Origin of the sequence: Pseudomonas allokribbensis (genome assembly GCF_014863605.1) — a bacterium.
Lineage (GTDB): Bacteria > Pseudomonadota > Gammaproteobacteria > Pseudomonadales > Pseudomonadaceae > Aquipseudomonas > Aquipseudomonas allokribbensis.
Genome location: NZ_CP062252.1, coordinates 3,128,361 through 3,155,319, shown reverse-complemented (window position 1 = coordinate 3,155,319; position 26,959 = coordinate 3,128,361). Strand labels below are relative to the sequence as shown.

Genomic DNA, 26,959 nt, shown 5'->3' with positions numbered 1-26,959 from the left:
GCTTGAGGATTGGATCTCCTGGAACAAAATCGAGGAAATCAAAGAGCCGCTGCAGAGTTTGCCTCTGAGCATTCAGGTGCCGGACTCATCGCTTTTCTACCAGACGAGCGAAAACCCGCGCCACAACGTTTAGATGGCGCGGGTGCCTGGACGAGAGTGCTGGAAAGGGAGACGCGCGATCAGGGTGTACCGCCAGGCCAAACGCTCAACGAAGTACGAAGGCCTGGTGAGTAGCGAACCGCGTTTATTTGGAGGTTGAAAGGCTGGCCTTGCTCAATCCCTTGGTGTTGTGATCGCCTGGCGTTGTGGCCGAGATCGCCGTGGCCTTCGACAAGCCCCGTGTGGCTTTAGAGTGCGCGACACCCGAGGTCGCTGTTCCGTGCCCACGGTCAGTGTTGTGATCACGTCCGGTGTGTTGGCCACTCACGCCGTGATCCCGAACGGCCCTGCCGGCATGGTCCGCCTCCTGGCCTTCGGCGCGGCCATTGTTGGAGGCGCTGGCTGAGTGCCCCGCACTGTCGCCTCCATGTCCAGCACCGCCAACACCGCCGCCGTGACCGCCACCACCGCCTGCTCCGCCACCGCCACCACCGCCATGACCACCACCATCCTTGGCAAAGGCAGAAGCCACGATGGACAGTTCAGCAGGCAATAACGGCGCCGCCGCAAACATCATTACGCACGACATGACGACAACGAGGTTTTTCTTTTTAACATGCATGATGGCATCCACAAGGGTTGATTTTACTGCCCTCTAGGACTCGCGCAGTGTCATCCAGTTCAACCACAAGCGATAAGCGGAGACAGCAACACCTCACATATAAAGTGGGTGAGAATGCATTGCTTTCACTTCCCATTTGAAATGGTCAAACAAGATTCAAATCGAATAGAACAAGACCGGACTAATCGAAAGCACCATTTAGAACTTCGTAGATAATCCTGCTTGCGACAGCCACCAGAGTCAGGCCTGTTCCCGCCTGCTGCCATTCCTACCCATCGTCGTGAGGCAACCGCCCCACAAGTCGCCATCCAGTTTTTTAGCGATACCTGGCGGAAGAGGCTTTCCGCGCGCCAGATTTTTCTGAATGCCAGGTGGCAATGCAGGACCAGGGTTCCAGTAACCTCTGTCACCGTTGAGCACGCCCGGAACGCCGCTTGGGTCGATAACCGATGCATGGTCCCGGTTGTCTGAGCAGGATCCTTTAGTTTTTACAACCCTGGTTGCCGTGCCCCCACCAACTACCCAGACTTTTGGCCAACTTGAGCGAGGAACGTGGTAGATCTTTTGGCCCCGACAATCTGATAACGCTACATCGCCGCGTTGAGGGCGGACACAAAAACGCAGGCTTTGGCGCGGGCGTCCGGGAGAATTCACAGCAACTGCTGCCGAGTGAGACATGGAGGGCCCTCCGGGAGTGCCCCCCAGCCTGGCAAGAGCCCAATTGTTCTTCACCATTGCAAAAAATAGTTGCCGCGACGAATGCCTGTCATCACGTTATGATATGCGCCGGATTTCATCCCGACCGCAAGAAAGCGGGGATACAAAATATCAATACGCTAAAAATGTCGCTCAAGGAGTGCGCATTAAATGAATCAAGAAGTCGAGCTGCTGACAAGAAAAATGAATCTAACCGCCAACGCAGCAGCAACAACAGCAGATATTTTACAACGGGAATCCGTTATGGCGTTCACATCAGCAATTGCTCTGGATGAAAGCGCTCCGCTGTCCATTCGTCAAAGAGCAAAGGCCGCATTGGTTAGTGATGTTACGCCAGGCAAAAAGCAGGCAGCCACTCTTGAGAAAATCCAGGACAAGTTGGACCTTGCATCGATCAAAACAAAAGAAGCCACAGACAAAGTAAATTCAATTCTCCTGCAGATGGTCACAAAATAAGATCTCAGAAAAGCTCAGAACTCCATCTTTTACTACTTACTGATAGCGTACGTTGCCACCGTCGCATCAGTTGCGTATCTGCTGGCTTGACAACCAAAGCCAAAACACAACATCCCGAACTGCCCCTTGCTGTGGGCAGTTATTTTGTCTATGTGCCTTCGGGGGGCGACACACCCAAACGAGAACGTTCCATTCGAGGCGCTCGACGTTCGGTGATGACGGCGTCGGAGTAACCTTGGGTTACGGCGCGGTCGAGCCTGCATGATCCCGCCTTCCAGGAAGAGCGAGTGCATCAGGCAGACGTCGGATCTGCAAAATCAAGGGCCCCGACCCTGAAGACGCTCGCGATGCCTTATCGGCCGCCATACAACTGTCGTCATACTTATGCGACAATATGCTTAATGTCCAACATGAACCCCGCACTCATCGCTCAGCAGCTTGGCCACAGCGTCCAAATGTTGCTGACGACGTATGCGCGTTGGCTCAACTCAAGCTCAGACTGGCGGGCTGGAAAAGCTCCAGATTGGTATCAATTCGGTATCAGGCAAAACAGACCAGCTCTAAACCATTGATAGGTAAGGTAATTGATCTCCACAGCTAACATCACGATGCAGTTCGGCGCCAAGCCGCTGTTCGAAAACGTTTCGGTCAAATTCGGTGCGGGTAACCGTTACGGCCTGATCGGCGCCAACGGTTGCGGCAAGTCGACCTTCATGAAAATCCTCGGCGGCGATCTCGATCCGTCCGGCGGTCAGGTCATGCTCGAGCCGAATGTGCGTCTGGGTAAGCTGCGCCAGGACCAGTTCGCCTACGAAGAATTCACCGTGATCGACACCGTGATCATGGGTCACGAAGAGCTGTGGAAGGTCAAGGCCGAGCGCGATCGCATCTACTCGCTGCCGGAAATGAGCGAAGAAGACGGTATGGCCGTGGCCGAGCTGGAAACCGAATTCGCTGAAATGGACGGCTACACCGCCGAATCCCGTGCCGGCGAGCTGTTGCTGGGCCTGGGTATCGGCATCGAGCAACACTTCGGCCCGATGAGCGAAGTGTCGCCAGGCTGGAAACTGCGCGTGTTGCTGGCGCAGGCACTGTTTTCCGATCCGGAAGTGCTGTTGCTCGACGAACCGACCAACCACCTGGACATCAACACCATTCGCTGGCTGGAAAACGTTCTGACCCAACGTAACAGCCTGATGATCATCATCTCTCACGACCGTCACTTCCTGAACAGCGTGTGCACTCACATGGCTGACCTGGACTACGGTGAGCTGCGCCTGTTCCCGGGCAACTACGACGAATACATGACCGTGGCGACCCAGTCCCGCGAGCAGTTGCTGTCGGACAACGCCAAGAAGAAAGCGCAGATCTCGGAACTGCAATCGTTCGTCAGCCGCTTCTCGGCCAACGCCTCGAAAGCCAAGCAGGCCACTTCCCGCGCCAAGGCGATCGACAAGATCCAGCTGGCCGAAGTCAAGCCTTCGAGCCGGGTGAGCCCGTTCATCCGCTTCGACCAGAACAAGAAGTTGCACCGCCAGGCGGTCATCGTCGAGCACATGGCCAAAGGCTTCGACGGCAAGCCGCTGTTCAAGGACTTCAGCTTCCAGGTTGAAGCGGGCGAGCGCGTTGCGATCATCGGCCCGAACGGTATCGGCAAGACCACCCTGCTGCGCACCCTGGTCAACGAACTGACGCCGGATGCCGGTAGCATCAAGTGGACCGACGCCGCAGAACTGGGCTACTACGCTCAGGACCACGCTCACGACTTCGAAGACGACGTCACCCTGTTCGACTGGATGGGTCAGTGGACTCAGGGCGAGCAAATGATTCGCGGCACTTTGGGCCGGATGCTGTTCTCCAACGACGAAATCCTCAAGTCGGTGAAGGTGATCTCCGGTGGTGAGCAAGGTCGCATGCTGTTCGGCAAGCTGATCCTGCAAAAACCGAACGTGCTGATCATGGACGAACCGACCAACCACCTGGACATGGAATCGATCGAGGCGCTGAACCTGGCGCTGGAAAACTACCCGGGCACGCTGATTTTCGTCAGCCACGACCGTGAGTTCGTATCGTCCCTGGCCACGCGCATCATCGAGCTGAGCCCGAACGGCGTGACCGACTTCAGCGGCACCTACGACGATTACCTGCGCAGCCAAGGCGTGGTGTTCTAAGTCGATTCGAGCTGTAAACGGAAAGCCCTGTCCTTGTGACGGGGCTTTTTTTTGCGCCGAGGAAAAATAGTTAGCCTGCTTCCTTTTATTTCAGCACCACGCCATGATGCGGACTCTCCCACCGCCGCCCGCGAACGAGCCCTCATGTCTGCGCAGCAACAGCCACCGCAAAGCTCCATGGCGATCACCCTGCAGATCGTCTCCATCGTTTTCTATACCTTTATTGCCTTCCTCTGCATCGGTCTGCCGATTGCGGTGTTACCCGGCTATGTACATGAGCAATTGGGTTTCAGCGCTATCGTTGCGGGGCTGGTGATTGGCTCGCAGTACCTGGCCACCCTGCTCAGCCGGCCGATGGCCGGGCGCATGTCAGATACCGTCGGGACCAAACGGGCGATCGTCTATGGCTTGTCGGGGATTGTGCTCAGCGGCTTGCTGACACTGATTTCCACACTGCTGCAGGACTTCCCGCTGGCGAGCCTGATCATTTTGATCGCCGGGCGTTTGCTGCTCGGCATTGCGCAGGGTTTGATCGGTGTCGGCACCATCAGTTGGTGCATGGGCCAGGTGGGCGCGGAACACACCGCCCGCTCCATCGGCTGGAACGGCATTGCTTCTTACGGCGCCATTGCGATCGGCGCACCGCTGGGCGTGCTGATGGTGGCCGATTACGGTTTTACCAGCCTCGGGCTCGCATTATCGGTACTGGCGGCCGGTGCCCTGCTGTTGATCCGCAACAAACCTTCGGTGCCGGTGGTGCGTGGCGAGCGTTTGCCATTCTGGGCGGTGTTCGGGCGTATAGCGCCATTTGGCGCCAGTTTGAGCCTGGCCTCGATCGGTTACGGCACCCTGACCACCTTCATCACCCTTTATTACCTCAATCGCGGCTGGACCGGCGCGGCGTACTGCCTGACGGTGTTCGGCGTGTGTTTCATCCTTTCCCGGCTGCTGTTCATTTCCGCCATCGCTCGATTTGGCGGCTTTGCGTCCGCCATCGCCTGCATGGGCATCGAGACCGTCGGCCTGTTGCTGCTGTGGCTCGCACCGTCGACCGGGTATGCACTGATTGGCGCTGGCCTGGCCGGGTTTGGTCTGTCACTGGTGTATCCGGCGCTGGGGGTTGAAGCGATCAAGCAAGTGCCGAACTCCAGCCGCGGAGCCGGGTTGAGTGCCTACGCGGTGTTTTTCGATCTGGCACTGGCGATTGCCGGGCCATTGATGGGCGCGGTGGCGCTGAATCTGGGGTATTCGTGGATTTTCCTGATCGCAGCGCTGCTGTCCGTGACCGGACTGGCGTTGACGTTGTGGCTCAAGCGTCGGGCGATGGCCTGAGCCTTTACTGATCCGCCGTCTGCATCCCGGCCCGATCCGGTTTGCCCAGCGCATGGGAGAAGAACCGCCCGGCCTCGGAAATCAGATTGCGGTGGATGTCTTCACGATCTACGCCGTCAGCATCAGTGCACAGGGCCGGCATCGCACGGATCTGCTCTTCATTGCACGGCGCCATGAACACGAAGTGCCCTGCCCCGGCCAGTAACTTGAAGTCCGGCGCAGTCGGCAGTTTGCGCGCCAGGGCGGCGGCGTTCTTGTCGAAGGCCACCAGTTTGTCGCCGTCGCCGCTGTACAGCAGCACCGGCACATGCACGTCGGCCAGGGTGTGACGACCAAACTTGAGGCTCAGCGGCGCCATCAGCAGCAACGCATGCACGCGCGGATCGGCCACCGGCTGCAAGTCATCGCGATCAACGATCAGCTCGCCCTGGGTGTTGCAGGCGTCGCGGTCGTCCGGACGTTCCTGGCAGTAACGGCGCAGGCGATCCAGGTCAGGCTGCGCGCCGGAAAGAATCAACGCGGTCTCGCCACCCGCCGAATAGCCGATCACGCCGACCTGATCGGCGTTCACGAAAGGTGCAAGCATGCGGTCGCCGAGGGTGGCGGTAATGGCTTCGGAAATCTGGATCGGGCGCCCATAGAGGTTGCTCAAGGTGCCGAGGCGGCTGTGATCCTTGGAGTTGTCACCGGGATGAATCACCGCGACCACCACAAAGCCCTTGCGGGCCAGCGACGTGGCGAGGTCGTGCAGCGCCAGTGGCGTGCCGGTGTTGCCGTGGGACAGCATCAGCATCGGAAAGCGGCCGAGGGCGACCTTGGTGTCTTCGCCGGCTTCGACCGAGTAACCCTCGAGCAGGCTCATGTGTTCGCGGTCGGTGGAGGGGTAGAACGCGATGGCGCGCATCGGTTGCAGGTCGAGCGGGTCGAGGAACGTCATCTCGTGATAACCGACGCTCCAGCGCGGGTGCTGGCCGGGGGCTGCGTGCACTGAATTCAGGCTGCCGAGCAGGCAAATCAGTAACGTTGCACAAAGACGCATCATGGGATGCCCCACCCTGTTGTTACTCAATCGAAAGATCCGTTGTGTTACGACGCCCGAAACTCCGAGGTTCGGTGATCCGGCGCGGCGTTGCACTCAGACGTTGATCATCAGACTGCATAACCCGGGCCAGATTATGTAACAGTCGGAAACAAAAAACTCCGTATCTGGCCCTTGCAGAACCAGAATACAGAGTTTTTTGGGTATTGCCTGAACGAGAGCTGTTCTTTACGCAAGCCTTACGCAGCGGCGAACAGTTGCTCGCTGATGCGGGTGTGAGCCGCGCTCATGGCGTTGTTGCGGACTTCTTCGCCGTAGGCCAGGCCTTCGGCACGGACGATTTCGATGTCGGTGATGCCGAGGAAGCCGAATACCAGTTTCAGGTAGTCTTCGTGAGCGACGCCCGAAGCCTGACCGGCGTGAATGCCGCCCGAGGTGGAGACGATCACGACTTTCTTGCCACCGCACAGGCCTTCAGGGCCGGCTTCGGTGTAGCGGAAAGTCTGGCCGGCGACGGCGATGCGGTCGATCCAGGCCTTGAGCTGGGTTGGAACGGTGAAGTTGTACATCGGCGCGGCAACGACAATGGCGTCAGCGGCGATGAATTCGGCCAGGGTGGTGGCGCTCAGCTCGGCTTCGTGCTGTTGTGCGGCGTTGCGCAGTTCAGCGGTGGTGCCGGCGGCGACCAGAGTGGTCGACGAGAAGTGGCTGATGGCGTCTGCAGCCAGGTCGCGGTAGGTCACGACAGCAGCTGGCTCAGCGGCTTGCCAGGCTTTGACGACTTCGGTGCTCAGCTGACGGGAAGCGGAGTTGTCGCCCAGAATGCTCGAATCGATGTGCAGCAGTTTCATTTGGAATCTCCTGGAAAGAATCGCCGGTGGCGACGGAATGGAGACAATCCTACCTACGAAACCAATAGCTGATTAGACGGCAACAATGCGATAGTTTGTCCCACTGATAGAACAGTCGGATTTCCCCATGCAAGACCTCAACGATCTCTACTATTTTGCCAAAGTGGTCGAGGCCGGCGGATTCGCCGCTGCCGGCCGTTTGCTGGGCATTCCCAAGTCACGGTTGTCACGGCGGATTGCCGAACTGGAAGAACGCCTCGGCGCGCGCTTGCTGCAACGCACCACTCGCCAACTGAAGCTGACAGCGGTTGGCGAGCGCTATTTGCGCCACTGCCAGGCGATGCTGCTGGAAGCGGAAATGGCCGACGAGACGGTGGCCAGCATGTCCAGCGAACCCCGTGGGCGCCTGCGGGTTTCGAGCCCGACGGGGCTTGCCCATGAAATGCTGCCGATGGTGATCAGCAACTTCCTGGGCAAGTACCCTCAGGTGCAACTGGAAGTCACCCTGATCAATCGCCGGGTCGATCTGATCACCGAAGGCATCGACGTGGCCCTGCGCGTGCGCGAGCACGGCACCGAAGAGCCGATGCTGGTCACCCGCCGTTTGCGCCAGGCGCAGATGGTGGTCGTGGCGAGTCCTTCTTTTATAGAGGGTCTGGAAATCAATCACCCGCAGGATCTGAAAAACCTGCCGGTGCTGGGCGCACTGGAAGCCGATCGCATGGTGCATGTGCGCCTGCTCGATCAGCACGGCAAAAGTTGCGATCTGGCGCTGGAAGCCCGGCTGGGGATCGACGACTTTATCGTGCGCAAGGCCTGCGTGCTGGCCGGCCAGGGCTTCACCCTGCTGCCGATGATGTATTGCGAAGCGGAGCTGAACAACGGCACGCTGGTGCAGTTGCTGCCGGAATGGTCATTGCCCGGCGGCTGGTTGCAAGCGGTGTATCCGCACCGGCGAGGAGTGATGCCGGCGGTGCGTGCCTGGATCGATCATCTGGTTGAGTCGTTTAATGCCTGTGGAGAGCGATTGTTATGAAACAAGGAAAGTTGAGCGAAGCGGACGTCGCGGATTTCTGCCTGGCATTGCCCGGTGCGCAAGAAGACTACAAGTGGGGCGGCGTGCGGGTGTTTTCGATTGCCGGCAACAAGATGTTCGCGCTGCAGGGGCTGCGTGGCGAGTCGCTGGCGTTCAAGGTCGACAAGGATCTGTTTCTCGGTCATTGCGACCGGCCGGGCATTCACCCGGCGCCGTATCTGGCGCGGGCGCAGTGGATCATCATGCACCCGCCCTACCCTTTGGGCGCCGAGGAACTGCGAGGGTTGCTGCAACGTTCCCACCAGTTGGTGGTGAGCAAGCTGCCGAAGAAAACCCAGGTGGGTTTGCTGCTGTAGCCCTAACCCAACGCCAACAGGTTCGAGCCGAGGAACAACTGATCGATCCAGAACACCTGGTGCAGCGCGACGATCACCCAGAACAGGATCTGAAACGACACTTTGCGCGTCTTGTGCCGGAATACTTGCTGGGCGATCAGTGCGCCCGGCCAGCCGCCCGCCAGTTCCACGGCGTGCAGGACGTTCTCCGGGGTGCGCCAGGCCTCAGCGCGGGCCTTGCGCTTGTCGGCCCAGTACAGGAAAAACGCCAGCACGCTGGCCAGCCCATAGGCCGTCAGCGGTACCAGTGAAATTCCGCGCAGCCACATCGACAGCGAGCCGAACATTGGCAATGCGCAGACGATCAGCAACACCACCAGCTTCAACTTCAGATGCTGAATGTTGCCGCCGGACGGGCCGCGATCCGGACGGCGTGCGCGGGAATCACTCATGCCTTGGCCGCCGCCCAGTCCACCCAGCCGAACTGCCAGGTCGCCAGAATCAACAGGCCGAAAACGATCCGGTACCAGGCGAATGCCGCGTAGCTGTGGCTGGCGATGAACTTCAGCAAGCCGCGAACAGCGATCATGGCGAAAACGAACGCCGTGACAAAACCGATGGCAAACACCGGGAAGTCCGCCGGCACGAAAAGATGGCGGTACTTGTAGCCCGAGTACACGGCCGCACCGACCATGGTCGGCATCGCCAGGAAAAACGAGAACTCGGTGGCGGTCTTGCGTGACAGGCCAAACAACAGGCCGCCAATGATGGTCGAGCCGGAGCGCGAGGTGCCCGGGATCATCGCCAGGCATTGGGCAAAGCCGACCTTCAGTGCATCTTTCCAGGTGATTTCATCCACGGTTTCGGCGTGCACTTCGTGCTGCCGGCGCTCGGCCCACAACATGATGAAGCCGCCCACGACCAGCGCCGTCGCCACGGTGATCGGGTTGAACAGGTACTTGTGAATCAGATCGGCAAAGATCACGCCCAGCACCACGGCGGGCAGGAAGGCGATCAGCAGGTTGGCGGTAAAGCGTCGCGCACTCGGCTGAGTCGGCAAACCGATGACCACGTCGAGAATCTTGCGGCGAAACTCCCAAACCACCGCGAGAATCGCGCCGAGCTGGATGATGATGTTGAACGCCATGGCGCGTTCGCCACCGAAGTTCAGCAGGTCGGCGACAATGATCTGGTGTCCGGTACTGGAAATGGGCAAAAACTCCGTCAGCCCTTCTACAACTCCAAGAATCAGTGCCTGCAAGGCGGTCCAAAGATCCATCAATCCCCCAAAGAGCGATGCTCAGCGGCATGCCCCGATAGTATTTTTTTACGTTCACTGCGTTCAGCGTAGCTGTTTGTTGCTGTACCGATTCCGCGCGCAAAGGATCCACACGAAACGGTCAAAATTCCGTGAAATGGCAACTTGGGTTCAGGTTTTCACGCGCGGGGCCGAAATCCTATCAGACAAGCCGTAATAGCGCTGCCGCGTTCTACGACTTGGGTCGCGTATGCCCGGCCATGGAAACGTGGTTGGATGCTGGCGGTGATTTATTACAAGAAAAAGAAATCGGAGTGACAGCGTTATGAACAGCTTGCGCAGTGTGTCGATCAGCCGACGCTTGTGGCTCATCTTGATTGTGGCGGTGGTCATGCTGCTGACCCTGGGCCTGTTGATGCTCAAGCAGATCCACGATGACCTGTATCACGCCAAGGCCCAGAAAACCCAGCATGTGGTGCAGACCGCCAGCGGTTTGCTGACCTATTACCAGGGCCTGGAAGCGGCCGGAACCCTGACCCGCGACGCCGCCCAGAAGCAGGCGCTGACCGCGATTCGCGGCCTGCGTTACGACCAGAACGATTACTTCTGGATCAACGACCTCACGCCCGTGATGGTCATGCACCCGACCAATCCCAAGCTTGAAGGCCAGAACCTCTCGGCGATCCGCGATCCGGACGGTTTTGCGGTGTTCAACGAAATGGTTGCCATCGCCAAATCCAAGGGCGCCGGCATGGTCGACTACCGTTGGCCGAAACCCGGTGCCAGTGAACCGGTGGCCAAGACCTCCTACGTGAAACTGTTCGAGCCATGGGGCTGGGTACTGGGTTCCGGCGTGTACGTCGACGATGTACAGGCCGAGTTTCAGGGCCAGGTGATCAAGGCTTCCGTCGTCGGCCTGGTGATCGCACTGATCATGGGCGTGCTGGTGATCCTGATTGCCCGCAGCATCGTCCGCCCGTTGCAGGAAACCGTGAACGCCATGGCCAACATCGCCAGCGGCGAAAGCGACCTGACCCGCAGCCTCGACACCCACGGTCAGGACGAAGTCACGCAGTTGGCGCATCACTTCAATGCCTTCACCGCCAAGCTGCGCCGGGTGATCGGCGATTTGCAGGTGTCGGCCAGTGCGCTGGGCCAGTCCTCCACTGAACTGGGCAATGACGCGAGCCAGGCTCAGCAGCGCAGCCAGCAACAGTCGCAGCAGATGGAACTGGTGGCGACCGCCATCAACGAAGTCACTTACGGCGTGCAGGATGTGGCGAAGAACGCCGAGCATGCCGCCAACGAAATGCGCGATGCCGAGGCTCAGGCGCAACAGGGCCAGATCAACATCGACGGCAGTCTGCAACAGATCGACAAACTGTCCGGCACCATCGATCAGGCAGTCGAGGTGATTCGTACGCTGGCGACCGAAAGCACGCAGATCGGCAGCGTTCTGGAGGTAATCCGCTCGATTGCCGAACAGACCAATCTGCTGGCGCTCAACGCGGCCATCGAAGCCGCCCGCGCCGGCGAACAGGGGCGCGGTTTTGCGGTGGTGGCCGATGAGGTCCGCTTGCTGGCACAGCGCACGCAGAAATCCACGGCGGAAATCCAGTCGATGATCGAGCGTCTGCAAAACCATTCCGAAGCCGCCGTAAAAGTGATCGGTGACAGCAGCAAGGCCTCGCAACTGACCATCGAGCAGGCCGGACTGGCCGGTGCGAGCCTGAATGCCATCGGCCAGGCGCTGCGCAACCTCAACGGCCTGAACGCGTCGATCGCCAGTGCGACCCTGCAACAGGCGCACGTGGTCGAGGACATCAACCAGAACGTCACCCAGGCCGCCGGCCTGTCCCACAGCACCGCAATGGCCGCTGAGCAGTCGAGTGCCGCCAGTGTGCGGCTGGGCCAGTTGAGCGAGCAGTTGAACGGATTGCTGCGCCAGTTCCGCGTCTGACGTTCTCACCCTGTGGGAGGCTCACTCCCACAGGTTTTTGGGTACAATCCGCCCCCTCTTTTACTCCCTCCAAGGATCTTGCATGTCCGGGCTCGAACTGTTTGCCGCCGCCCTCGGTGTGATCGCCGTCTGGCTGACGGTCAAACAGAATCCCTGGTGTTGGCCGATCGGGCTGGTCATGGTGTTGCTCTACAGCTGGGTCTTCTTCGAGGTGAAGCTGTATTCGGACATGTTGCTGCAGGTGGTCTACGCCGCCCTGCAAGTCTACGGCTGGTGGCAATGGACCCGGGCCGGGACGATGCATGACGGCCGCCAGGTCAGCCGGCTCGACACGCCGTCAATCCTCAAAGGGCTGGCCATTGGCAGCGTCGGCAGTCTGCTGCTGGGCGCCGCCATGGCGCACTGGACCGATGCCGCGCAACCCTGGCTCGACGCCGCACTGACCGGTTTCAGCCTCGTCGCGCAATTCTGGATGGCCCACAAGCGCCTGCAATGCTGGGCATTGTGGTTCGTGCTGGATGTGATCTTCGTCGGCCTGTTCCTTTATAAGGCGCTTTACCTCACCGCAGCGTTGTACGCCTTGTTCACCCTGATCGCGGTGCTGGGCTGGCGGGAATGGCGCGCCGATCCGGCGTTGCGCACATGAAAGTCGTCGTCCTCACCGGGCCGGAGTCCAGCGGCAAGAGCTGGCTGGCGGCCGGGCTCCAGCAACAGTTCGGCGGCCTGCGAGTAGACGAGTACGTGCGCTGGTTCATCGAGCAGAATCCACGGGACACCTGCCTCGCCGATATCCCCGAGATCGCTCGCGGCCAGTTGCAATGGGAAGACGACGCACGAGCGCAACAACCGCCGCTGCTGATCCTCGACACGCACCTGTTGAGCAACATGTTGTGGAGCCAGACGCTGTTCGGTGACTGCCCGGCCTGGCTGGAAACGGAGCTTTTGGCCCGCCATTACGACCTGCACCTGTTGCTCTCCCCGGAGCAGATCGAGTGGACCGACGATGGCCAACGCTGCCAGCCGCAGCTGAGTGAACGACTGGCGTTCTACGACGCCACAAAGGCCTGGCTGGAGCAGCATCGCCAACCGGTCCGGATCATTCAGGGCGACTGGGCCGCACGGCAGATTCAAGCTTTCGACGCCGTGCGAAACCTGCTGCAAGGCTGACCCCGTTTCCCGGGTAGGTTTCCCCTGCTTTGGGGCCAAAGTGTCCGATCCTGAAACACTCCCTCGGGTGCAAAGTGCCCGTCTCAACGGCCTTCATCGCTTTGTCATCCGATTTGTTACGCCTGTGAAACACATGCTCGCAAACCCTTGTTCCAGAGCTTTGCAACGACTATAGCCACCTGCACCGACAGGGGGTTGTTTCAATCGTGAAACAGCTTTTGTATCAAGGCTGCACGCCATCCATCCAACCCATTGAGATCCTTGAATATTTAAAAAGCGGCACAGCTTTCGCTCTCTCCTTCACAACGCTGACCAGGCCCAGCCCACTGAAGAAGGAATTGCCGCCGTGGGAAATTTCAATAAAGCCTTCACTTGCCTTCTGCTGATCGGATCAGCTGCCAGCACTTTCCTCAGTTTCAACGTTCAGGCCGAAGGCAATGGCGTGATCGTGCTCAATCGCGACGTCCAGCCCATCCCCATCGGACGCAGCGCTCCCGGCAAAGACCCCTACCCGACCACCGTGAATGCCAACCCTTCCGGCCGTATCGACCAGGCAATGACCAGCACCGAACTCAGTGACGGTGAATTTGCCAGTGTAGCCAGTGGTGCATCCATTCGCGGAAACATGGCCGTAGGGTCAAGCCTGCCCGGCACCAACGTCTTGACCAATCCAAACGGTCTGCCCGGCATGGGAGCCGGTCATGGCGGCGGTAGCGGTGGCACGATTTCCAACACCATCAACCGCTCCCTCAGCACCGGTCTGGCTCCGCTGACCCGCATGGCCGGAGGCCAATAAGATGAATCGTTCCCTGCTCCTGCTTGCTCTGCTTGGCTGCACCAGCGTCATGGCCGATCCGAGCGCCGTGGACAGCGCCAACATTCAGAACTCCGGCGTGCAGTACAACGGCAACTTCAACGTCAACCAGGCCGCCGGCGACCAACAGCAACAGACCAACGTCAAGTCGATTGCCATCGGCACGTCGGCCAGCGCCACCACCACCATTCACCAGAAACTCGATACCCCCGCCGACCGCTCGATCAACGCGAGTTCCACCATCGGCGGCACCTCATTCAGTAACGGCAACGGTGCACTGGGCGTGAACCAGGGTTCCGGGGCCAACAACCAGATGGCCAACGCCATGCGCATCAGCATCAGTGCTGCGCCGCAGAGCGTTGACGATAGCGCCCTTTCGCAACAGAACGTGGCGTTGTTACCGAGCTCAGGAGCAACTGGTACCTCACCCGGCAGTCGCCAGGTCACGACAAGTGATCAGGCCTTCACCGGCAGCCGAGGGGTAATCCAGGTGAACCAGAGTGCCGGGGTGGGGAACCGAATGGCTAACACCCTGAGCATCCGGGTCGCTGACTGACCCAAATAAAAAGCAGTGCAATTAGAAAGTACCAACACTTAACCAACTAATAAGCACGGAGAAACACCATGAAACCTACAATGGCCCTCAAACCACTGGTTTTCGCTCTCGCAGCAGTGATGGCAATCGCAGCACAGGCAGGCGGTCGTGATGATGACAATCACGGTCATGGTAACGGGCACGGCAATGGACATGGTCATGACCATGATCCAAAAGGCCCAACCCTGGAAGAACTGCTGCAAATCGGCGCAGGCGCCGGTGCCGCAGTGCTTGATGTGCAAAACAACAGCGGTAACACCGTGTTGAACCAGGGCACCCAAAACAACGCTGGCGTGAGTAATGCCGTCAATGGCGCCAACGGCAACATCGGGGTGAACAACGCCGCTGGCGATGGCAACCAACAAGACAACGCCGCTGCTCTGGCAACCGCTGACGAAAGCTTCATCTTCGGCTCCGCCGTATCCGCCTCCAGCGCGACTCAAGTCAACACCAACAACGGTGTCGCCAACTACTCCAGCACTGCCAACGCCGGCCTGAACAACGTCGGCAACAGCGGCTCGGGTAACATTGGCGTGAACAACGCTGCCGGCAACTTCAACCAACAGAAAAACAACCTGGCAATCGCTGTGTCCGGTGGTCGTGTAGCGCAAGCCGCTGCCGCCGCCAACCAAAGCACCACCGGTCTGCAAGTGGCCAACAACGGCACCCAGACCTACAAAAAAGATACGCTTACTGGCACATTTACCGCAGGCGGCGTATTCGTAGCTGCAGGCACCGCAACCACCAAAGACGATGATCATGGTCATGGTCACGGCGGTTATGGCAACGACGACCGTGGCCATGGCGGCAACGGCGGCGGCAAAGATCAGAAATCTGACTTCGTTGCCGTGGGTGTCTTCGGTCTGGCTGGCGTAACCACTCAACAAGTGATGACCCCAGACGGCTGGAAAAACCCTGTCACCAACAATGCCAGCATGACCAACGTTGGCAATGGCTGGTCGGGTAACGGTGGCTTCAACAACGCTGCTGGCGTTGGCAACCAACAAAGCAACTCGCTGTCCATCGCTGCAGGTTGCAAAGCCTGCATGTAATCGCGATCGAAACGAAAGCCCCGGAAACGGGGCTTTTCCTCAGTCCGCAAAGGCGTATCGATCATGCGTAAGACTGCCCTCCTCGCCCTGCTTTGCCTCTCTGGTCTGACCCAGGCTGCCCAGATGCCCGTGGCTGCCCTGCCCGGTGGCGTACTGGTCTACAAAAACGTGCAAAGCATTCGTGAGCGCAAGTTTTCCGACATCGTCGAACAAAAAACCGATTTCAGCTGCGGCGCCGCCGCACTGGCTACGGTACTGCGCCAGGCTTATTGGCTCGACGTCGATGAAGAGCACATCATCAAAGGCATGCTGGTCAACGCTGACCAGGACCTTGTCCGTACTCAAGGTTTTTCCATGCTGGACATGAAGCGCTACATAGAAAGCATCGGCATGCGCGCCAGGGGCTACAAGATCCCACCGGAAAAACTCGACGCGGTCACTATCCCGGTGGTGGTACTGATGGAAATTCGCGGCTACAAGCATTTCGTCGTGCTGCAGCGAGCGGACAAGGATTGGGTTTACATCGGAGACCCGGTTCTCGGCCATAAACGCTACAAACATGATGACTTTGTCAAAGGTTGGAACGGCATTGTCTTTGCCATCGTCGGCCCCGGATACGACAAGACCAATGCATTACGCAGTCCTCCGGCACCGCTGACCGCCAAGAACAAGCTGGATAACTTCAACCCCGTCAAAGATGCTGAATTGATGGACTTCGGGTTCATACAGAGCGACTTCTTTTAATCGCCGATTATAAAGAATGGGGCTGGATGTCCCGGGAGCAGCAGATGAAAACCTCATACTGGCTGGCCGCTGCCTGCCTGGCAGCGAGTGCTTCAGGCTATGCCAATGCAGGATTCAAACCCATCGAAATCCAGGACTCGGAGCTGTCACAGCTTCGCGGTCGTTATGTCATGCCGGGGCGAATCATCAGCTTCGGCATCGTCATGAGCAGTACCTGGCGCAACGCCAGCGGAGATCTGATCGGGGCCTCAACCGCGATGCAACTACAGGCAGCAACCGTAAAACCCGAATTCTATGTCTCGACCATCAAGGAAACCGGTAACGGCAGCACCCTGCAAACGGGTACCGGCTCAGTCATTGGTGGCGCAGGACTCAACAGTTCCCAAGGCGTGACACAAAGCGTTCGCGCCGCCGGCGACGGCAACTCGGCCTACAACAACGTTGCGATCAACGTTTCGGAAGCCAACCAGGCACCGGCGCTGATACCGGCTCAAGGGCAAGCCTTGATGGCCGGACAAACGATTTCCGGCAGTAATGCCGCCGGCAGCGTCGCCGTTTCGGCCACCGGTGGTGGCGTGCAAATGGCCATCCAGGCCGCAGGCAATCAGGGCACAGCCCTGCAACAGGTAGCCCAGGGCGGGCTGCTGCAAAACACCCGTTTGCTCGGTAACGCAAACGTCGTCAACAACCTGACGCAACTCAATGTTGTCCTTAGCAATAACGGCATGAGTGCCGGCGCACTTGACTGCAATTTGAGTCAACTCAGAGCACTACGCAATATCGGATATTGAACTACGCTGAGTCTCGATCATTGGGCTTAAAGGGACGGCTTATTCATGTATCGATCAGTATCACTGCGTGCCGCTGTATGTTTGAGTACTCTTCTACCCGCGGCGATGCTGCAAGCAGCACCCGATGCGGATGTGGAGACCCTGAAACAGGAACTTCTGGAGCTGAAGCAACGATACGAAGTACAACAAAAAGCCCTGGCGGTACTCGAGCAACGGGTCCGCCAGGTCGAAGATCAACCAGCTTCCCCACCACCGAAACGCCTGGCCAAATCGCCAGCCGACATGAAAGGCAATCCGAAAGTGGCCACCGGTACCGGGGCCGCAGCAGCGTCGGGGGGCGCCGCCGGGGGCAGTGGCGCTTCTTACGGCCAGTCGCTTGCCGACGATTCGCAACCTGCACAGAGTGTGTCCAACCTGTACGACGAGGCCAGCGGCTTCTTTGGCGGCGGCAAGTTCAGCTTTGAAACCGGCATAACCTATTCGCGTTATGACACTCGCCAGCTGATTCTCAACGGCTTCCTGGCACTGGACTCGATCTTTCTGGGCAACATCAACCTCGACCGGATCAAGGCCGATACCTGGACCCTCGACCTGACGGGCCGCTACAACTTCGATAACCGCTGGCAGTTCGACGTGAACGTGCCGGTCGTGTATCGCGATTCGACTTATCAGTCGGGCGGCGGCAATCAGGGCGCAGCCAACGTCACCACGGAACAGGATGTTTCGCGGGATCCGACCATTGGCGACGTCAACTTCGGCATCGCCTACAAGTTCCTGGACGAGTCGGCCAACACCCCGGACGCGGTGGTCACCCTGCGGGTGAAAGCCCCGACCGGCAAGGACCCGTTCGGTATCAAGCTGCGTCAGACCGACGCCAACACCAACCTGTTCGTGCCTGACACCCTGCCGACCGGCAACGGCGTCTGGTCGATCACCCCGGGGGTTTCGCTGGTCAAGACGTTTGACCCGGCCGTGTTGTTCGGCAGCTTGTCCTACACCCACAACCTGGAGGAATCGTTTGACGACATCAGTTCCACGGTCAACCAGAAAACCCCGGGCAAGGTCCGTATCGGCGACAGCTTCCAGATCGGCGCAGGCATAGCCTTCGCACTGAACGAAAAAATGAGTATGTCGTTCTCGGTCTCTGACCTTGTACAACGCAAGAGCAAGTTGAAACAGGATGGCGCGGACTGGGAATCTGTGGTGTCCAGTGACGCCAACGCCGGTTACTTCAACGTCGGCATGACCATTGCGGCCACCGACAACCTGACCATCGTACCCAACCTGTCCATCGGCATGACCGACGATGCCCCGGACTTTTCCTTCAGCCTGAAATTCCCGTACTACTTCTAAACCGCGACACTATGAAAAGGCCCGCTGCGACTTGCATCGCAGCGGGCCTTTTCAGCTTCTTGCCGGAAGAAGCACCGCGCCCTAGCGGATCTGGTGTTTATGCAGCAAGCGGTAGAACGTCGGCCGTGAAACCCCCAGCACTTTGGCGGCCACGCTGAGGTTGTCGCTGTGCCGGTTCAACACATCGCACAACGCCTGGCGTTCGGCCCGGGTCTTGTAGTCTTCGAGGGTGCCCATCGGTGTGGCAATCGACTGTTGGCTGATCAGCCCCAGGTCACGGGCCTCGATCTGCCGCCCTTCGGCCAGCACCAAGCCCCGGCGTACACGGTTGGCCAGCTCACGGACATTGCCCGGCCAGTCGTGTTTACCCATGGCGATCAAGGCGTCTTCGCTGAAACTGCGCGGACGACGGCCGGTTTCATGGCTGTAGAAATGGGAAAAGTGGTTGGCCAGCATCGACAGGTCGCCATGGCGCTCACGTAATGGCGCGGTCACGACTTGCAGCACATTCAGCCGGTAGTACAAGTCCTCACGGAAGCGTTTTTTCTCGATCGCGGCTTCCAGGTCGACGTGGGTGGCCGCCAATACCCGGACATCCACCGGGATTGGCTGGCTGCCGCCGACTCGCTCGATGTGTTTTTCCTGGAGGAAGCGCAGCAGATTGGCTTGCAGTTCCAGCGGCAAATCACCGATTTCGTCCAGAAACAGGGTGCCGCCGTTGGCGGCCTCGATGCGTCCGACCTTGCGCTGATGGGCGCCGGTGAACGCGCCTTTTTCGTGGCCGAACAGCTCGGACTGTATCAGATGTTCGGGAATCGCCCCGCAGTTGATGGCCACGAACGGTTTGCTGTGCCGTTGCGATTGCCGATGCAAGGTGCGGGCGACCAGTTCTTTACCGGTACCGCTTTCGCCGCGAATCAGCACCGGCGACTCGGTGGGTGCGAGTTTGCTCAGCAGTTTGCGCAGCTCGCGAATCGGTTTGCTGTCACCCAGCAACTCGTGTTCCGGCTGATCAACGTGAATCGTGCCCTGGCCACGCAGGCGCGCCATGCCGAACGCCCGGCCGAGGGTGACCTGCACCCGCGACACGTCGAACGGCAAGGTATGAAAGTCGAAAAACCATTCGCAGACAAAATCCCCGACATTCTGCAGGCGCAGCACTTCCTGATTCAGTACGGCGATCCATTCGGTGCCGCTGCGGCTGATCAGTTCCTTGACCGCCTCGGGACGTTCCAGGTGAAAAGGTTGCAAGCGCAGCAGGCCGACATCGCAACTGCGGTCGGCGGCATTTTCCAGGCTGCAACTGTCTACGTCCCAGCCGACAGCGCGTAAACCGGGCAGTAATCGGTGACAGTCGTCACAAGGGTCGACGACCAATAAACGTCGTAATGCAGGCGCTTCGCTCATGACTGTTCCTTGGCGCCAAATTATAGGAAATGATTGTAAAAACAGTCATTTGGCAGACCTGGCTGTAACATTAGCAAGAATTTGACGGCGCCTTGTATCGATTGCTTATAGATGTACAAGGGAAGCAGTTATAAGAAGCTGCTTTATTAGTTAGCTATCGACTTGAATCTTTCACCAGGCTTTCAAAAACTGTCGGATGACTGATTGTATGTAAGAAAGTCGAAATTTCTTCAAATTCGGTGTGACCCGCCAGCGGGTTGCGTGCATCAGTACAAGTAACTCGCCGAACGGTAAGCCCAACCGACGGCACATCACTTGATTGGGCACTATAGAGAGAAGACCCCATGACCGCCCCGCTCCGTATCAACGAAGCTCTTTTGATTGCCAACCACGCATTTAAACCTTTCCAATGCGTGGCCTGGGCCCCACAAGACGGCAATGGCGAACTGAGCCTGACCGTTATCGACCGCACCAACTCGCAGATTGGTCGCACCCGCATTCCAAGCAGTGCCTATTCCGATCCAGCTCAACTTGAATACCTGTTGCAACAGGCTCGCGCTGAACTGAGCGACGAGGGTTACGCACTGCAATCCTGGTCGATGCCGCACTGATTCGAGGGCGATGCGGATGGTTTTCGAGCCATCCGCCCTTTTCTGTTAGTTGCTGAATCTTTTTAAACTTCAGCCTGCGCGTACAACTTCCCCAAATACTTTCGCACCTGAATGCTTGGCAGGCTTGCGACTGGTTCCAAAAGACACTGTTCTGGCACAGTACGACCCTCCACCTGTTAGTTCTGTCAGTTGTACTTGTGCGTCTACAGGGATTGAATGTTTCGCTCATGCAGTTGCCAACCCGGCTCCCGGGTATCGGTCAACTCGCAAGGAGAAGCATGCATGTCAACCCAGACCGCTATTGCGCTCCCGGCGCTAGCGAATAACGCCGGACAACTCGACAAGACATTTGCCAATAACGGCGTGGCTCAGGTTTATTTTGCCGGCAGCACGTCCAGCCTGACTCAACACGTAGCGCTCGACCCGCAAGGTCGCATCCTGGTCGCCGCCAAGGTCGTCACCCCTCAAGGCAGCCGTTTCGGCCTGGCGCGTCTACTGGATGATGGCTCAGCGGATCTTGGCTTCGGCTTTCAGGGCAGCGTGATCGGCCAGTTCACCTCCGGCTTCGAAGCCACGGGCAGCAAGCTCCAGGTCTTGCCTGACGGGCGAATCCTGCTGGCAGGTCTGCATTACGAATCCGAACATCGCACGTTGCCCGCCCTGGCGCTGTTCGATGCGCACGGCCGACCCGCCCTGGACTTCGGTGACAACGGCCGAAAAATCATTCGCCTGCCCGGCGATCTGTCCATGGGCACCCGCGACACCTGGCTGCCGCCTGGCGTTCCGGGGGCAGAAGCCTGCGATTTCGCCGTCCAGAATGATGGACATATTCTGTTGATTGCCAACCACCACTGCTCTTTGGCCGACCATGTCGGCATGCTGATCCGCGTCACGCCCACCGGTAATCTTGACGAAACCTTCAATGGTCGAGGTTTTGTGATGGTCCGGCACCTGCTGCTCAACACCTGGCTGGGGGGCTTGTTGCTGCAGGAAGACGGGCGAATCGTGGTGGCCGGTGCGATCGACTTCCCCCAGGAAGGCCTGCTCGCACGTTACCTGCCGGACGGGCAGCTCGACGAACGCTTTGCACTGGACGGATTCCTGGCCTTCAAGGCCCAGGGGCACAGTGCACTGGTCAATCAGGTCATCCAGTCCATGGACCGTTTGCATTGCTTTGGCAGCAGCCGCGACCCGATCCGGTGCATGGCGCTGTCAATCCACAGCAATGGTCGCCCAGACCTGCACTGCAACAACGGTCAGCCCAACCTGCTGGACATCGGTCCCAGCGGTTGCCAGTGGAGTGCTGCGCAACACATGCCGGACGGTCGACTCATCGCGGCAGGCGCGACGATTGGCGGGGTCGAGGCTGATTTCATCGTCGCCCGCTATCTGACCGACGGTCGTCTCGACCAAAGTTTCGGTGCCGGTCACGGCTGGCTGCGTACGCGACTGGGCCGCAGTCTCGACACCGCCACATCGCTGGCACTGCAACCGCACGGTGGAATTCTGGTCGGCGGTTATTCACTGGATGGCAACTACCGCGCCGTGGTGGTGCGTTATCTGAACCCATAAAACGGCAAATCCGGAAATCGAAACCTCCTGCGCTTGATCTTGCTCAACGCTTACGGCAACTTGCGCGCTTCTTAAAGCAAGGAGCAACCGATGTCCGGTTCGATGGCCCAGGCGTTCGCGCACAACTTTCTCGGGCATTCGCCCCGCTGGTACAAGGCGTGCATCGTCGGGTTCCTGATTCTCAACGCCGTGGTGCTGTGGTCGGCAGGTCCTGTCGCCGCAGGCTGGCTGTTGGTGATCGAATTCATTTTCACCCTGGCCATGGCGCTCAAGTGCTATCCGCTGATGCCTGGCGGCTTGCTGCTGATCGAAGCGCTGCTGTTGAAGATGACCACGCCCCAGGCGCTGTACGAAGAGTTGCAGCACAATTTTCCGGTGATTCTGCTGCTGATGTTCATGGTCGCCGGCATCTACTTCATGAAGGATCTGCTGCTGTTTCTGTTCTCGCGCCTGCTGCTCGGCGTGCGTTCGAAGATGCTGCTGGCGCTGATGTTCTGCTTCTTGTCGGCGTTTCTTTCGGCCTTTCTCGACGCACTGACCGTGACCGCCGTGATCATCAGCGCCGCCGTCGGTTTCTATTCGGTCTACCACCGGGTCGCCTCCGGCAACGATCCGCGTCAGGACAGCGAATTCAGCGACGACCAACACCTGCCCAAGCTGCATCACGAAGATCTGGAGCAATTTCGCGCGTTCCTGCGCAGTCTGCTGATGCATGGCGCCGTCGGCACTGCGCTGGGCGGCGTCTGCACGCTGGTTGGCGAGCCGCAGAACCTGCTGATCGGCCATGAGATGGGTTGGCACTTCGCCGAGTTTTTCCTCAAGGTCGCGCCGGTTTCCCTGCCAGTGCTGGTGGCCGGTCTGTTGACCTGTATGTTGCTGGAGAAGCTGCGCTGGTTCGGCTACGGCACCTTGCTGCCGGACAACGTCCGCGCCGTTCTCGCCAACTACGCAAGCGAAGACGACGCCGAGCGGACGCCGCGTCAACGTGCCGCGCTGCTGGTACAGGGCGTAGCCGCATTGATCCTGATTGCCGGGCTGGCGTTCCACATCGCCGAAGTGGGCCTGATCGGTTTGATGGTCATTGTGCTGATCACCGCTTTCACCGGCATCACTGACGAGCATCGACTGGGCAGCGCGTTCAAGGACGCCATGCCGTTTACAGCCTTGCTGGTGGTGTTTTTTGCCGTGGTGGCGGTGATCCATGATCAGCAACTGTTCGTGCCGCTGATTCAGTGGGTGCTGGCATTGCCCGCCGAGCAGCAACCGGGGATGCTGTTCATCGCCAACGGTCTGTTGTCGGCGATCAGTGACAACGTGTTCGTGGCGACGATCTACATCACCGAGGTCAAACAGGCGTTCCTGTCCGGCCATATGAGCCGTGAACACTTCGAGACGCTGGCCATCGCGATCAACACCGGCACCAATCTGCCGAGCGTGGCGACGCCCAATGGTCAGGCTGCGTTTCTGTTTCTGCTGACGTCGGCGATTGCACCGCTGGTGCGGTTGTCCTACGGGCGAATGGTGTGGATGGCGTTGCCCTACACCGTGGTGATGGGTTTGCTGGGCTGGTATGCCGTGAGTTACTGGCTGTAGAAACAACAACGGGAGCCCTTGGGCTCCCGTTTTTTTTATGCATCGATCAGCGCGGCAACATGTATTTCTCGATGGCCTGCGCCACACCGTCCTCGGTGTTCGGCCCGGTCACCACGTCCGCCTGACGCTTCACCGCATCCTCTGCCTGACCCATGGCGATCGACAGACCGGCGACATGGAACATCGCCGGATCGTTGCCGCCATCGCCAATCACTGCAGTCTGCGCCAGCGGAACGCCCAGATGGGCAGCAATAGTTGCCAGAGCCGCGCCCTTGTTGGCGTCGAGTGCCGTCACGTCCAGATACACCGGTTGCGAACGCGACACCTGCGCCATGCCCTCGACCTTCGCCAGCAAACGTGCCTCCAGTTCGATCAACAGTCCGGTGTTGTTGCTGGTCGCCACGATCTTGTCGATGCGCTCCAGATACGGCTCGAAACTGTCGACCACCACCGGCGGATAACCGAGGCCATGCTGTTCGCGAGGAACCATCGGCCCGTGCGGATCCTTGAGCAGCCAGTCACCACCACTGAACACCCAGATCTCGACCTCCGGCTGATCGGCAAACAACGCCAGTGCCGTAAGTGCCGCTGTGGCTGGCAGGTAATGTGCGACCAGAATGCTGCCGTCCGGGTTGACGATCGTGCCGCCGTTGAAGGCGGCGGTCGGCAGATCGACGCCCAAGGCTTCGATCTGCTGCAACATGGCTTTGGGCGGGCGCCCGGTGGCGAGGCTGAACAACACGCCCGCCTCACGCAGCGCACGAACGGCATCAATGGTGCGCTGGCTCAGACTGTGATCGGGCAGCAACAGCGTGCCGTCCATGTCGCTCAACAGAAAACGGATCGGCTCACTCATCCGAGACCATGCCAGACGCGACCATCGCGAGTCAGCAGATCATCGGCAGCCTGAGGCCCGTCTTCGCCCGCGGCATAACTCTGCACGCTCGCGTCCTGTTGCCAGGCATCGAGGAACGGTTGCACCGCACGCCAGCCGTTCTCGATGTTGTCGGCGCGCTGGAACAGCGTCTGGTCACCGGTCAGGCAGTCGTAGATCAGGGTTTCGTAGCCGGTGGACGGCTGCATTTCGAAGAAATCCTTGTAGGCGAAACCCAGCTCGATGTTGGCCATGTTCAGCGCCGGCCCCGGCCGTTTGGCCAGCAGGTCGAACCACATGCCTTCGTTGGGCTGGATCTGGATGCGCAGGTAGGTCGGCTGCAACTCGTCGACCTCGGTGTCACGGAACTGCGCATACGGCGCCGGTTTGAAGCAGATGACGATCTCGGTGTCGCGCACGCTCATGCGCTTGCCGGTGCGCAGGTAGAACGGCACGCCCACCCAGCGCCAGTTGTCGATCATCACCTTGAGCGCCACGTAGGTTTCGGTGCTGCTTTCAGGCGAGACGTTGGCTTCTTCGCGATAGCCGGCCAGCGGCTTGCCGTCGATCTCGCCAGCGCTGTACTGACCGCGCACCGAGTTGGCCCGCGCCTCTTCAGTGGTCCACGGGCGGATCGCCCCGACCACCTTGGCCTTCTCGCCCCGCACCGCATCGGCGCCGAACGCGGCCGGTGGCTCCATTGCCACCATCGCCAGCAACTGGAACAGGTGATTGGGCACCATGTCCCGCAAGGCGCCGGTGTGTTCGTAAAAACTGCCACGGGTCTCGACGCCAACGGTTTCGGCGGCGGTGATCTGCACGTGGTCGATGTAGTGATTGTTCCAGAACGCTTCGAACAGGCTGTTGGAGAACCGGCTGACCAGAATGTTCTGCACGGTTTCCTTGCCCAGATAGTGATCGATCCGGTAGATCTGCTTTTCCGACATGACCTTGAGCAGGCAGGCGTTCAACGCCTCGGCGGTCTGCAGGTCGGAGCCGAACGGTTTTTCGATCACCACCCTTCTGAATGCTTCGGGGTTTTCTTCCAGCAAACCGGCGCTGCCGAGACGGCGCACCACTTCGCTGAAGAAACGCGGCGCGGTGGCCAGATAGAACACCGCGTTGCCGGTGCCGCTGTCGGCGATTTTCGCCGCCAGCGCGGAATAAGTGCTGTCGTCCAGGAAGTCGCCCTGGACGTAGCTGATACCTTTGGCGAGCTTGGCCCACAAGGCCGGATCAAGTATCTGATCGCCCTTGCCGACCTTCGCCGCCACTTCGGTGCGGATGAAGTCTTCGAGCTTTTTGGCGAAGGCTTCATCCGTGATGGCGTTGTGGTCAACGCCGACGATCCGCAGGCCATCATCCAGCAGGCCGTCGCGACTCAGGTTGTACAGCGCCGGCATGAGCAGGCGCTTGACCAGATCACCGTGGGCGCCGAACAGAAACAGCGTGGTCGGTGGCGCGGGGTCTGCCTTGGATTTCCTGCGGATCGTATGGGTCATTTCTTAGGCGTCTCCACGTGGCCACCGAAGCCGAAACGCTGGGCCGAGAGGATCTTGTCGCCGAAGGTGCCCTGGCCGCGGGAGCGGTAGCGCGAGAACAGCGAGTTGGACAGCACCGGGACCGGCACCGCTTGTTCCATTGCAGCTTCGATGGTCCATTGGCCTTCGCCGCTGTCAGCCACGGAGCCCGAGAAACCGTCGAGTTTCGGGTCGCTGGCCAGGGCGTCGGCGGTCAGGTCGAGCAACCACGACGACACCACGCTGCCACGACGCCAGACTTCGGCGATGTCGGCCACGTTCAGGTCGAAACGCTGATCTTCCGGCAGGCGCTCGCTGGACTTGGTCTTGAGGATGTCGAAGCCTTCGGCGAAGGCCGCCATCATGCCGTACTCGATACCGTTGTGGATCATCTTCACGAAGTGACCGGCGCCGGCAGGACCGGCATGGATGTAGCCGTGCTCGGCACGCGAGTCATCGGACTTGCGGTCCTTGGTGCGCGGGATGTCGCCCATGCCTGGCGCCAGAGCGGCGAACAGTGGGTCCAGACGCTTAACGGTCTCGGCATCGCCGCCGATCATCATGCAGTAGCCACGCTCCAGGCCCCAGACGCCGCCGGAGGTGCCGACGTCGATGTAGTGCAGGCCTTTCTCGGCCAGGGTCTTGGCCCGGCGGATGTCGTCCTTATAGTTGGTGTTGCCACCATCGATGATGGTGTCGCCCGCCTCGAGCAGAGTGCTCAGGGTTTCGATGGTGTCTTCGGTCGGCGCGCCGGCCGGCAGCATGACCCACACGGCACGCGGCTTGGCCAGGCCTGCGACCAGTGCAGGAAGATCGGCGACTCCGGTAGAGCCCTCGGCGGCCAGGGTGTCGACAAAGGCGGTATTGCGGTCGTAAACAACGGTGGTGTGACCGTTGAGCATCAGACGCCGTGCAATATTGCCGCCCATGCGGCCCAGTCCAATAATCCCGAGTTGCATGTGCTGATGCTCCTTACTACAAATAAAAGTG

At 59.5% G+C, this 26,959-nt stretch carries 26 protein-coding genes and 2 pseudogenes; 18 read left to right on the top strand and 10 right to left on the bottom strand.

Annotated features, from left to right (window positions below; translation table 11 throughout):
• Positions 1–244: 244 nt before the first annotated feature.
• Positions 245–721: a hypothetical protein gene (locus tag IF199_RS30380; protein ID WP_244142473.1), complete on the bottom strand. Its 477-nt coding sequence runs from the start codon at positions 719–721 to the stop codon at positions 245–247.
• A 181-nt stretch (positions 722–902) separates the two neighbouring features.
• Positions 903–1,210: pseudogene (locus IF199_RS14410) on the bottom strand (anti-virulence regulator CigR family protein); the annotation flags it as partial.
• Positions 1,211–1,588: 378 nt separating this feature from the next.
• On the opposite strand from IF199_RS14410, the gene IF199_RS14405 reads away from it, so the two are divergent.
• The 4 genes and pseudogenes from IF199_RS14405 to IF199_RS14395 all read left to right on the top strand — a co-directional run bounded on the left by IF199_RS14405 (position 1,589) and on the right by IF199_RS14395 (position 5,397).
• Positions 1,589–1,894, top strand: a complete 306-nt coding sequence (locus tag IF199_RS14405) for a hypothetical protein (RefSeq protein WP_192560835.1) — start codon at positions 1,589–1,591, stop codon at positions 1,892–1,894.
• Positions 1,895–2,113: 219 nt separating this feature from the next.
• Positions 2,114–2,458: pseudogene (locus tag IF199_RS30375) on the top strand (site-specific integrase); the annotation flags it as partial.
• A gap of 20 nt (positions 2,459–2,478) precedes the next feature.
• Entirely contained in the window at positions 2,479–4,065 is a 1,587-nt protein-coding gene (locus tag IF199_RS14400; RefSeq protein WP_096820333.1) for an ABC-F family ATPase, read from the top strand.
• A gap of 144 nt (positions 4,066–4,209) precedes the next feature.
• Positions 4,210–5,397: an MFS transporter gene (locus tag IF199_RS14395; protein ID WP_192560834.1), complete on the top strand. Its 1,188-nt coding sequence runs from the start codon at positions 4,210–4,212 to the stop codon at positions 5,395–5,397.
• A 4-nt stretch (positions 5,398–5,401) separates the two neighbouring features.
• Here IF199_RS14395 and IF199_RS14390 read toward each other — a convergent pair whose 3' ends face one another.
• Together IF199_RS14390 and IF199_RS14385 are read right to left on the bottom strand one after the other, a co-directional pair.
• Positions 5,402–6,439, bottom strand: coding sequence for an alpha/beta hydrolase family protein (locus tag IF199_RS14390; protein ID WP_102621329.1), 1,038 nt, complete (start codon positions 6,437–6,439; stop codon positions 5,402–5,404).
• 236 nt (positions 6,440–6,675) lie between these two features.
• Entirely contained in the window at positions 6,676–7,287 is a 612-nt protein-coding gene (locus IF199_RS14385; protein ID WP_096820330.1) for an FMN-dependent NADH-azoreductase, read from the bottom strand.
• Between the two features lie 127 nt (positions 7,288–7,414).
• On the opposite strand from IF199_RS14385, the gene IF199_RS14380 reads away from it, so the two are divergent.
• Positions 7,415–8,323, top strand: a complete 909-nt coding sequence (locus tag IF199_RS14380) for a LysR substrate-binding domain-containing protein (RefSeq protein WP_096820329.1) — start codon at positions 7,415–7,417, stop codon at positions 8,321–8,323.
• A complete protein-coding gene (locus IF199_RS14375) occupies positions 8,320–8,679 on the top strand; it encodes an MmcQ/YjbR family DNA-binding protein (protein WP_096820328.1) in 360 nt (119 codons plus the stop codon). Before IF199_RS14380 ends, IF199_RS14375 begins: the two co-directional genes overlap by 4 nt.
• 2 nt (positions 8,680–8,681) lie before the next feature.
• Here the strand turns inward: IF199_RS14375 and IF199_RS14370 are convergent, their stop codons facing one another.
• Together IF199_RS14370 and IF199_RS14365 are read right to left on the bottom strand one after the other, a co-directional pair.
• Positions 8,682–9,110: a DUF1294 domain-containing protein gene (locus IF199_RS14370; RefSeq protein WP_192560833.1), complete on the bottom strand. Its 429-nt coding sequence runs from the start codon at positions 9,108–9,110 to the stop codon at positions 8,682–8,684.
• Positions 9,107–9,937 (bottom strand): undecaprenyl-diphosphate phosphatase, encoded by an 831-nt coding sequence (locus tag IF199_RS14365; protein ID WP_192560832.1) that lies wholly within the window; start codon positions 9,935–9,937, stop codon positions 9,107–9,109. Before IF199_RS14365 ends, IF199_RS14370 begins: the two co-directional genes overlap by 4 nt.
• Positions 9,938–10,241: 304 nt before the next feature.
• Here IF199_RS14365 and IF199_RS14360 point away from each other — a divergent pair, with 304 nt between their 5' ends.
• The 9 genes from IF199_RS14360 (at position 10,242) to IF199_RS14320 (ending at position 18,392) form a co-directional block, all read left to right on the top strand.
• Positions 10,242–11,876, top strand: coding sequence for a methyl-accepting chemotaxis protein (locus IF199_RS14360; protein WP_096820325.1), 1,635 nt, complete (start codon positions 10,242–10,244; stop codon positions 11,874–11,876).
• 82 nt (positions 11,877–11,958) lie between these two features.
• The gene (gene pnuC / locus IF199_RS14355) at positions 11,959–12,522 is read left to right on the top strand and encodes a nicotinamide riboside transporter PnuC (protein ID WP_102621332.1); all 564 of its coding nucleotides are present in this window, start codon (positions 11,959–11,961) and stop codon (positions 12,520–12,522) included.
• Positions 12,519–13,043 carry an AAA family ATPase gene (locus IF199_RS14350; RefSeq protein ID WP_192560831.1) on the top strand — a complete coding sequence of 175 codons (525 nt, stop codon included), beginning with the start codon at positions 12,519–12,521 and terminating at the stop codon, positions 13,041–13,043. Before pnuC ends, IF199_RS14350 begins: the two co-directional genes overlap by 4 nt.
• A 346-nt stretch (positions 13,044–13,389) precedes the next feature.
• Positions 13,390–13,839, top strand: a complete 450-nt coding sequence (locus IF199_RS14345; protein WP_096820322.1) for a hypothetical protein — start codon at positions 13,390–13,392, stop codon at positions 13,837–13,839.
• A gap of 1 nt (position 13,840) precedes the next feature.
• Positions 13,841–14,413 (top strand): adhesin, encoded by a 573-nt coding sequence (locus IF199_RS14340; protein WP_096820321.1) that lies wholly within the window; start codon positions 13,841–13,843, stop codon positions 14,411–14,413.
• Between the two features lie 68 nt (positions 14,414–14,481).
• Entirely contained in the window at positions 14,482–15,504 is a 1,023-nt protein-coding gene (locus tag IF199_RS14335; protein WP_192560830.1) for a heme utilization protein, read from the top strand.
• Positions 15,505–15,567: 63 nt separating this feature from the next.
• The gene (locus IF199_RS14330; RefSeq protein ID WP_096820319.1) at positions 15,568–16,248 is read left to right on the top strand and encodes a C39 family peptidase; all 681 of its coding nucleotides are present in this window, start codon (positions 15,568–15,570) and stop codon (positions 16,246–16,248) included.
• Between the two features lie 44 nt (positions 16,249–16,292).
• Complete coding sequence (locus IF199_RS14325) at positions 16,293–17,039, top strand: hypothetical protein (RefSeq protein WP_096820318.1); 747 nt, start codon at positions 16,293–16,295, stop codon at positions 17,037–17,039.
• A gap of 45 nt (positions 17,040–17,084) precedes the next feature.
• Positions 17,085–18,392: a transporter gene (locus IF199_RS14320; protein ID WP_096820317.1), complete on the top strand. Its 1,308-nt coding sequence runs from the start codon at positions 17,085–17,087 to the stop codon at positions 18,390–18,392.
• A gap of 81 nt (positions 18,393–18,473) precedes the next feature.
• On the opposite strand, the gene IF199_RS14315 is transcribed toward IF199_RS14320, so the two are convergent.
• Entirely contained in the window at positions 18,474–19,799 is a 1,326-nt protein-coding gene (locus IF199_RS14315; protein WP_096820316.1) for a sigma-54 dependent transcriptional regulator, read from the bottom strand.
• A gap of 344 nt (positions 19,800–20,143) precedes the next feature.
• On the opposite strand from IF199_RS14315, the gene IF199_RS14310 reads away from it, so the two are divergent.
• From IF199_RS14310 to nhaB, 3 genes are all read left to right on the top strand, one after another.
• On the top strand, positions 20,144–20,410 hold the full coding sequence (locus IF199_RS14310; protein WP_096820315.1) for a hypothetical protein: 267 nt from the start codon (positions 20,144–20,146) through the stop codon (positions 20,408–20,410).
• A gap of 282 nt (positions 20,411–20,692) precedes the next feature.
• The gene (locus tag IF199_RS14305) at positions 20,693–21,982 is read left to right on the top strand and encodes a hypothetical protein (RefSeq protein WP_192560829.1); all 1,290 of its coding nucleotides are present in this window, start codon (positions 20,693–20,695) and stop codon (positions 21,980–21,982) included.
• Between the two features lie 90 nt (positions 21,983–22,072).
• Positions 22,073–23,575 (top strand): sodium/proton antiporter NhaB, encoded by a 1,503-nt coding sequence (gene nhaB, locus IF199_RS14300; protein ID WP_192560828.1) that lies wholly within the window; start codon positions 22,073–22,075, stop codon positions 23,573–23,575.
• Positions 23,576–23,621: 46 nt separating this feature from the next.
• Here the strand turns inward: nhaB and IF199_RS14295 are convergent, their stop codons facing one another.
• From IF199_RS14295 to gnd, 3 genes are read right to left on the bottom strand one after another with little or no spacing between them, the layout of a single operon-like run.
• The gene (locus IF199_RS14295; RefSeq protein WP_192560827.1) at positions 23,622–24,431 is read right to left on the bottom strand and encodes an HAD family hydrolase; all 810 of its coding nucleotides are present in this window, start codon (positions 24,429–24,431) and stop codon (positions 23,622–23,624) included.
• The gene (gene zwf, locus IF199_RS14290; RefSeq protein ID WP_192560826.1) at positions 24,428–25,951 is read right to left on the bottom strand and encodes a glucose-6-phosphate dehydrogenase; all 1,524 of its coding nucleotides are present in this window, start codon (positions 25,949–25,951) and stop codon (positions 24,428–24,430) included. The genes IF199_RS14295 and zwf overlap by 4 nt, the downstream gene beginning before the upstream one ends.
• The gene (gnd, locus tag IF199_RS14285; RefSeq protein WP_096820310.1) at positions 25,948–26,928 is read right to left on the bottom strand and encodes a phosphogluconate dehydrogenase (NAD(+)-dependent, decarboxylating); all 981 of its coding nucleotides are present in this window, start codon (positions 26,926–26,928) and stop codon (positions 25,948–25,950) included. The genes zwf and gnd overlap by 4 nt, the downstream gene beginning before the upstream one ends.
• Positions 26,929–26,959 lie beyond the last annotated feature (31 nt).

What these genes read in the sequence shown, in the direction of transcription:
- IF199_RS14310 (WP_096820315.1), top strand. Translation starts at nt 20,144, where the DNA reads ATGACCGCCCCGCTCCGTATCAACGAAGCTCTTTTGATTGCCAACCAC.
- IF199_RS14330 (WP_096820319.1), top strand. Translation starts at nt 15,568, where the DNA reads ATGCGTAAGACTGCCCTCCTCGCCCTGCTTTGCCTCTCTGGTCTGACC.
- IF199_RS14405 (WP_192560835.1), top strand. Translation starts at nt 1,589, where the DNA reads ATGAATCAAGAAGTCGAGCTGCTGACAAGAAAAATGAATCTAACCGCC.
- IF199_RS14320 (WP_096820317.1), top strand. Translation starts at nt 17,085, where the DNA reads ATGTATCGATCAGTATCACTGCGTGCCGCTGTATGTTTGAGTACTCTT.
- IF199_RS14295 (WP_192560827.1), bottom strand. Translation starts at nt 24,431, where the DNA reads ATGAGTGAGCCGATCCGTTTTCTGTTGAGCGACATGGACGGCACGCTG.
- IF199_RS14350 (WP_192560831.1), top strand. Translation starts at nt 12,519, where the DNA reads ATGAAAGTCGTCGTCCTCACCGGGCCGGAGTCCAGCGGCAAGAGCTGG.
- IF199_RS14360 (WP_096820325.1), top strand. Translation starts at nt 10,242, where the DNA reads ATGAACAGCTTGCGCAGTGTGTCGATCAGCCGACGCTTGTGGCTCATC.
- nhaB (WP_192560828.1), top strand. Translation starts at nt 22,073, where the DNA reads ATGTCCGGTTCGATGGCCCAGGCGTTCGCGCACAACTTTCTCGGGCAT.
- IF199_RS14380 (WP_096820329.1), top strand. Translation starts at nt 7,415, where the DNA reads ATGCAAGACCTCAACGATCTCTACTATTTTGCCAAAGTGGTCGAGGCC.
- IF199_RS14340 (WP_096820321.1), top strand. Translation starts at nt 13,841, where the DNA reads ATGAATCGTTCCCTGCTCCTGCTTGCTCTGCTTGGCTGCACCAGCGTC.
- gnd (WP_096820310.1), bottom strand. Translation starts at nt 26,928, where the DNA reads ATGCAACTCGGGATTATTGGACTGGGCCGCATGGGCGGCAATATTGCA.
- IF199_RS30380 (WP_244142473.1), bottom strand. Translation starts at nt 721, where the DNA reads ATGCATGTTAAAAAGAAAAACCTCGTTGTCGTCATGTCGTGCGTAATG.
- IF199_RS14370 (WP_192560833.1), bottom strand. Translation starts at nt 9,110, where the DNA reads ATGAGTGATTCCCGCGCACGCCGTCCGGATCGCGGCCCGTCCGGCGGC.
- IF199_RS14305 (WP_192560829.1), top strand. Translation starts at nt 20,693, where the DNA reads ATGTCAACCCAGACCGCTATTGCGCTCCCGGCGCTAGCGAATAACGCC.
- IF199_RS14335 (WP_192560830.1), top strand. Translation starts at nt 14,482, where the DNA reads ATGAAACCTACAATGGCCCTCAAACCACTGGTTTTCGCTCTCGCAGCA.
- IF199_RS14315 (WP_096820316.1), bottom strand. Translation starts at nt 19,799, where the DNA reads ATGAGCGAAGCGCCTGCATTACGACGTTTATTGGTCGTCGACCCTTGT.
- IF199_RS14390 (WP_102621329.1), bottom strand. Translation starts at nt 6,439, where the DNA reads ATGATGCGTCTTTGTGCAACGTTACTGATTTGCCTGCTCGGCAGCCTG.
- zwf (WP_192560826.1), bottom strand. Translation starts at nt 25,951, where the DNA reads ATGACCCATACGATCCGCAGGAAATCCAAGGCAGACCCCGCGCCACCG.
- IF199_RS14325 (WP_096820318.1), top strand. Translation starts at nt 16,293, where the DNA reads ATGAAAACCTCATACTGGCTGGCCGCTGCCTGCCTGGCAGCGAGTGCT.
- IF199_RS14375 (WP_096820328.1), top strand. Translation starts at nt 8,320, where the DNA reads ATGAAACAAGGAAAGTTGAGCGAAGCGGACGTCGCGGATTTCTGCCTG.
- IF199_RS14365 (WP_192560832.1), bottom strand. Translation starts at nt 9,937, where the DNA reads ATGGATCTTTGGACCGCCTTGCAGGCACTGATTCTTGGAGTTGTAGAA.
- pnuC (WP_102621332.1), top strand. Translation starts at nt 11,959, where the DNA reads ATGTCCGGGCTCGAACTGTTTGCCGCCGCCCTCGGTGTGATCGCCGTC.
- IF199_RS14385 (WP_096820330.1), bottom strand. Translation starts at nt 7,287, where the DNA reads ATGAAACTGCTGCACATCGATTCGAGCATTCTGGGCGACAACTCCGCT.
- IF199_RS14395 (WP_192560834.1), top strand. Translation starts at nt 4,210, where the DNA reads ATGTCTGCGCAGCAACAGCCACCGCAAAGCTCCATGGCGATCACCCTG.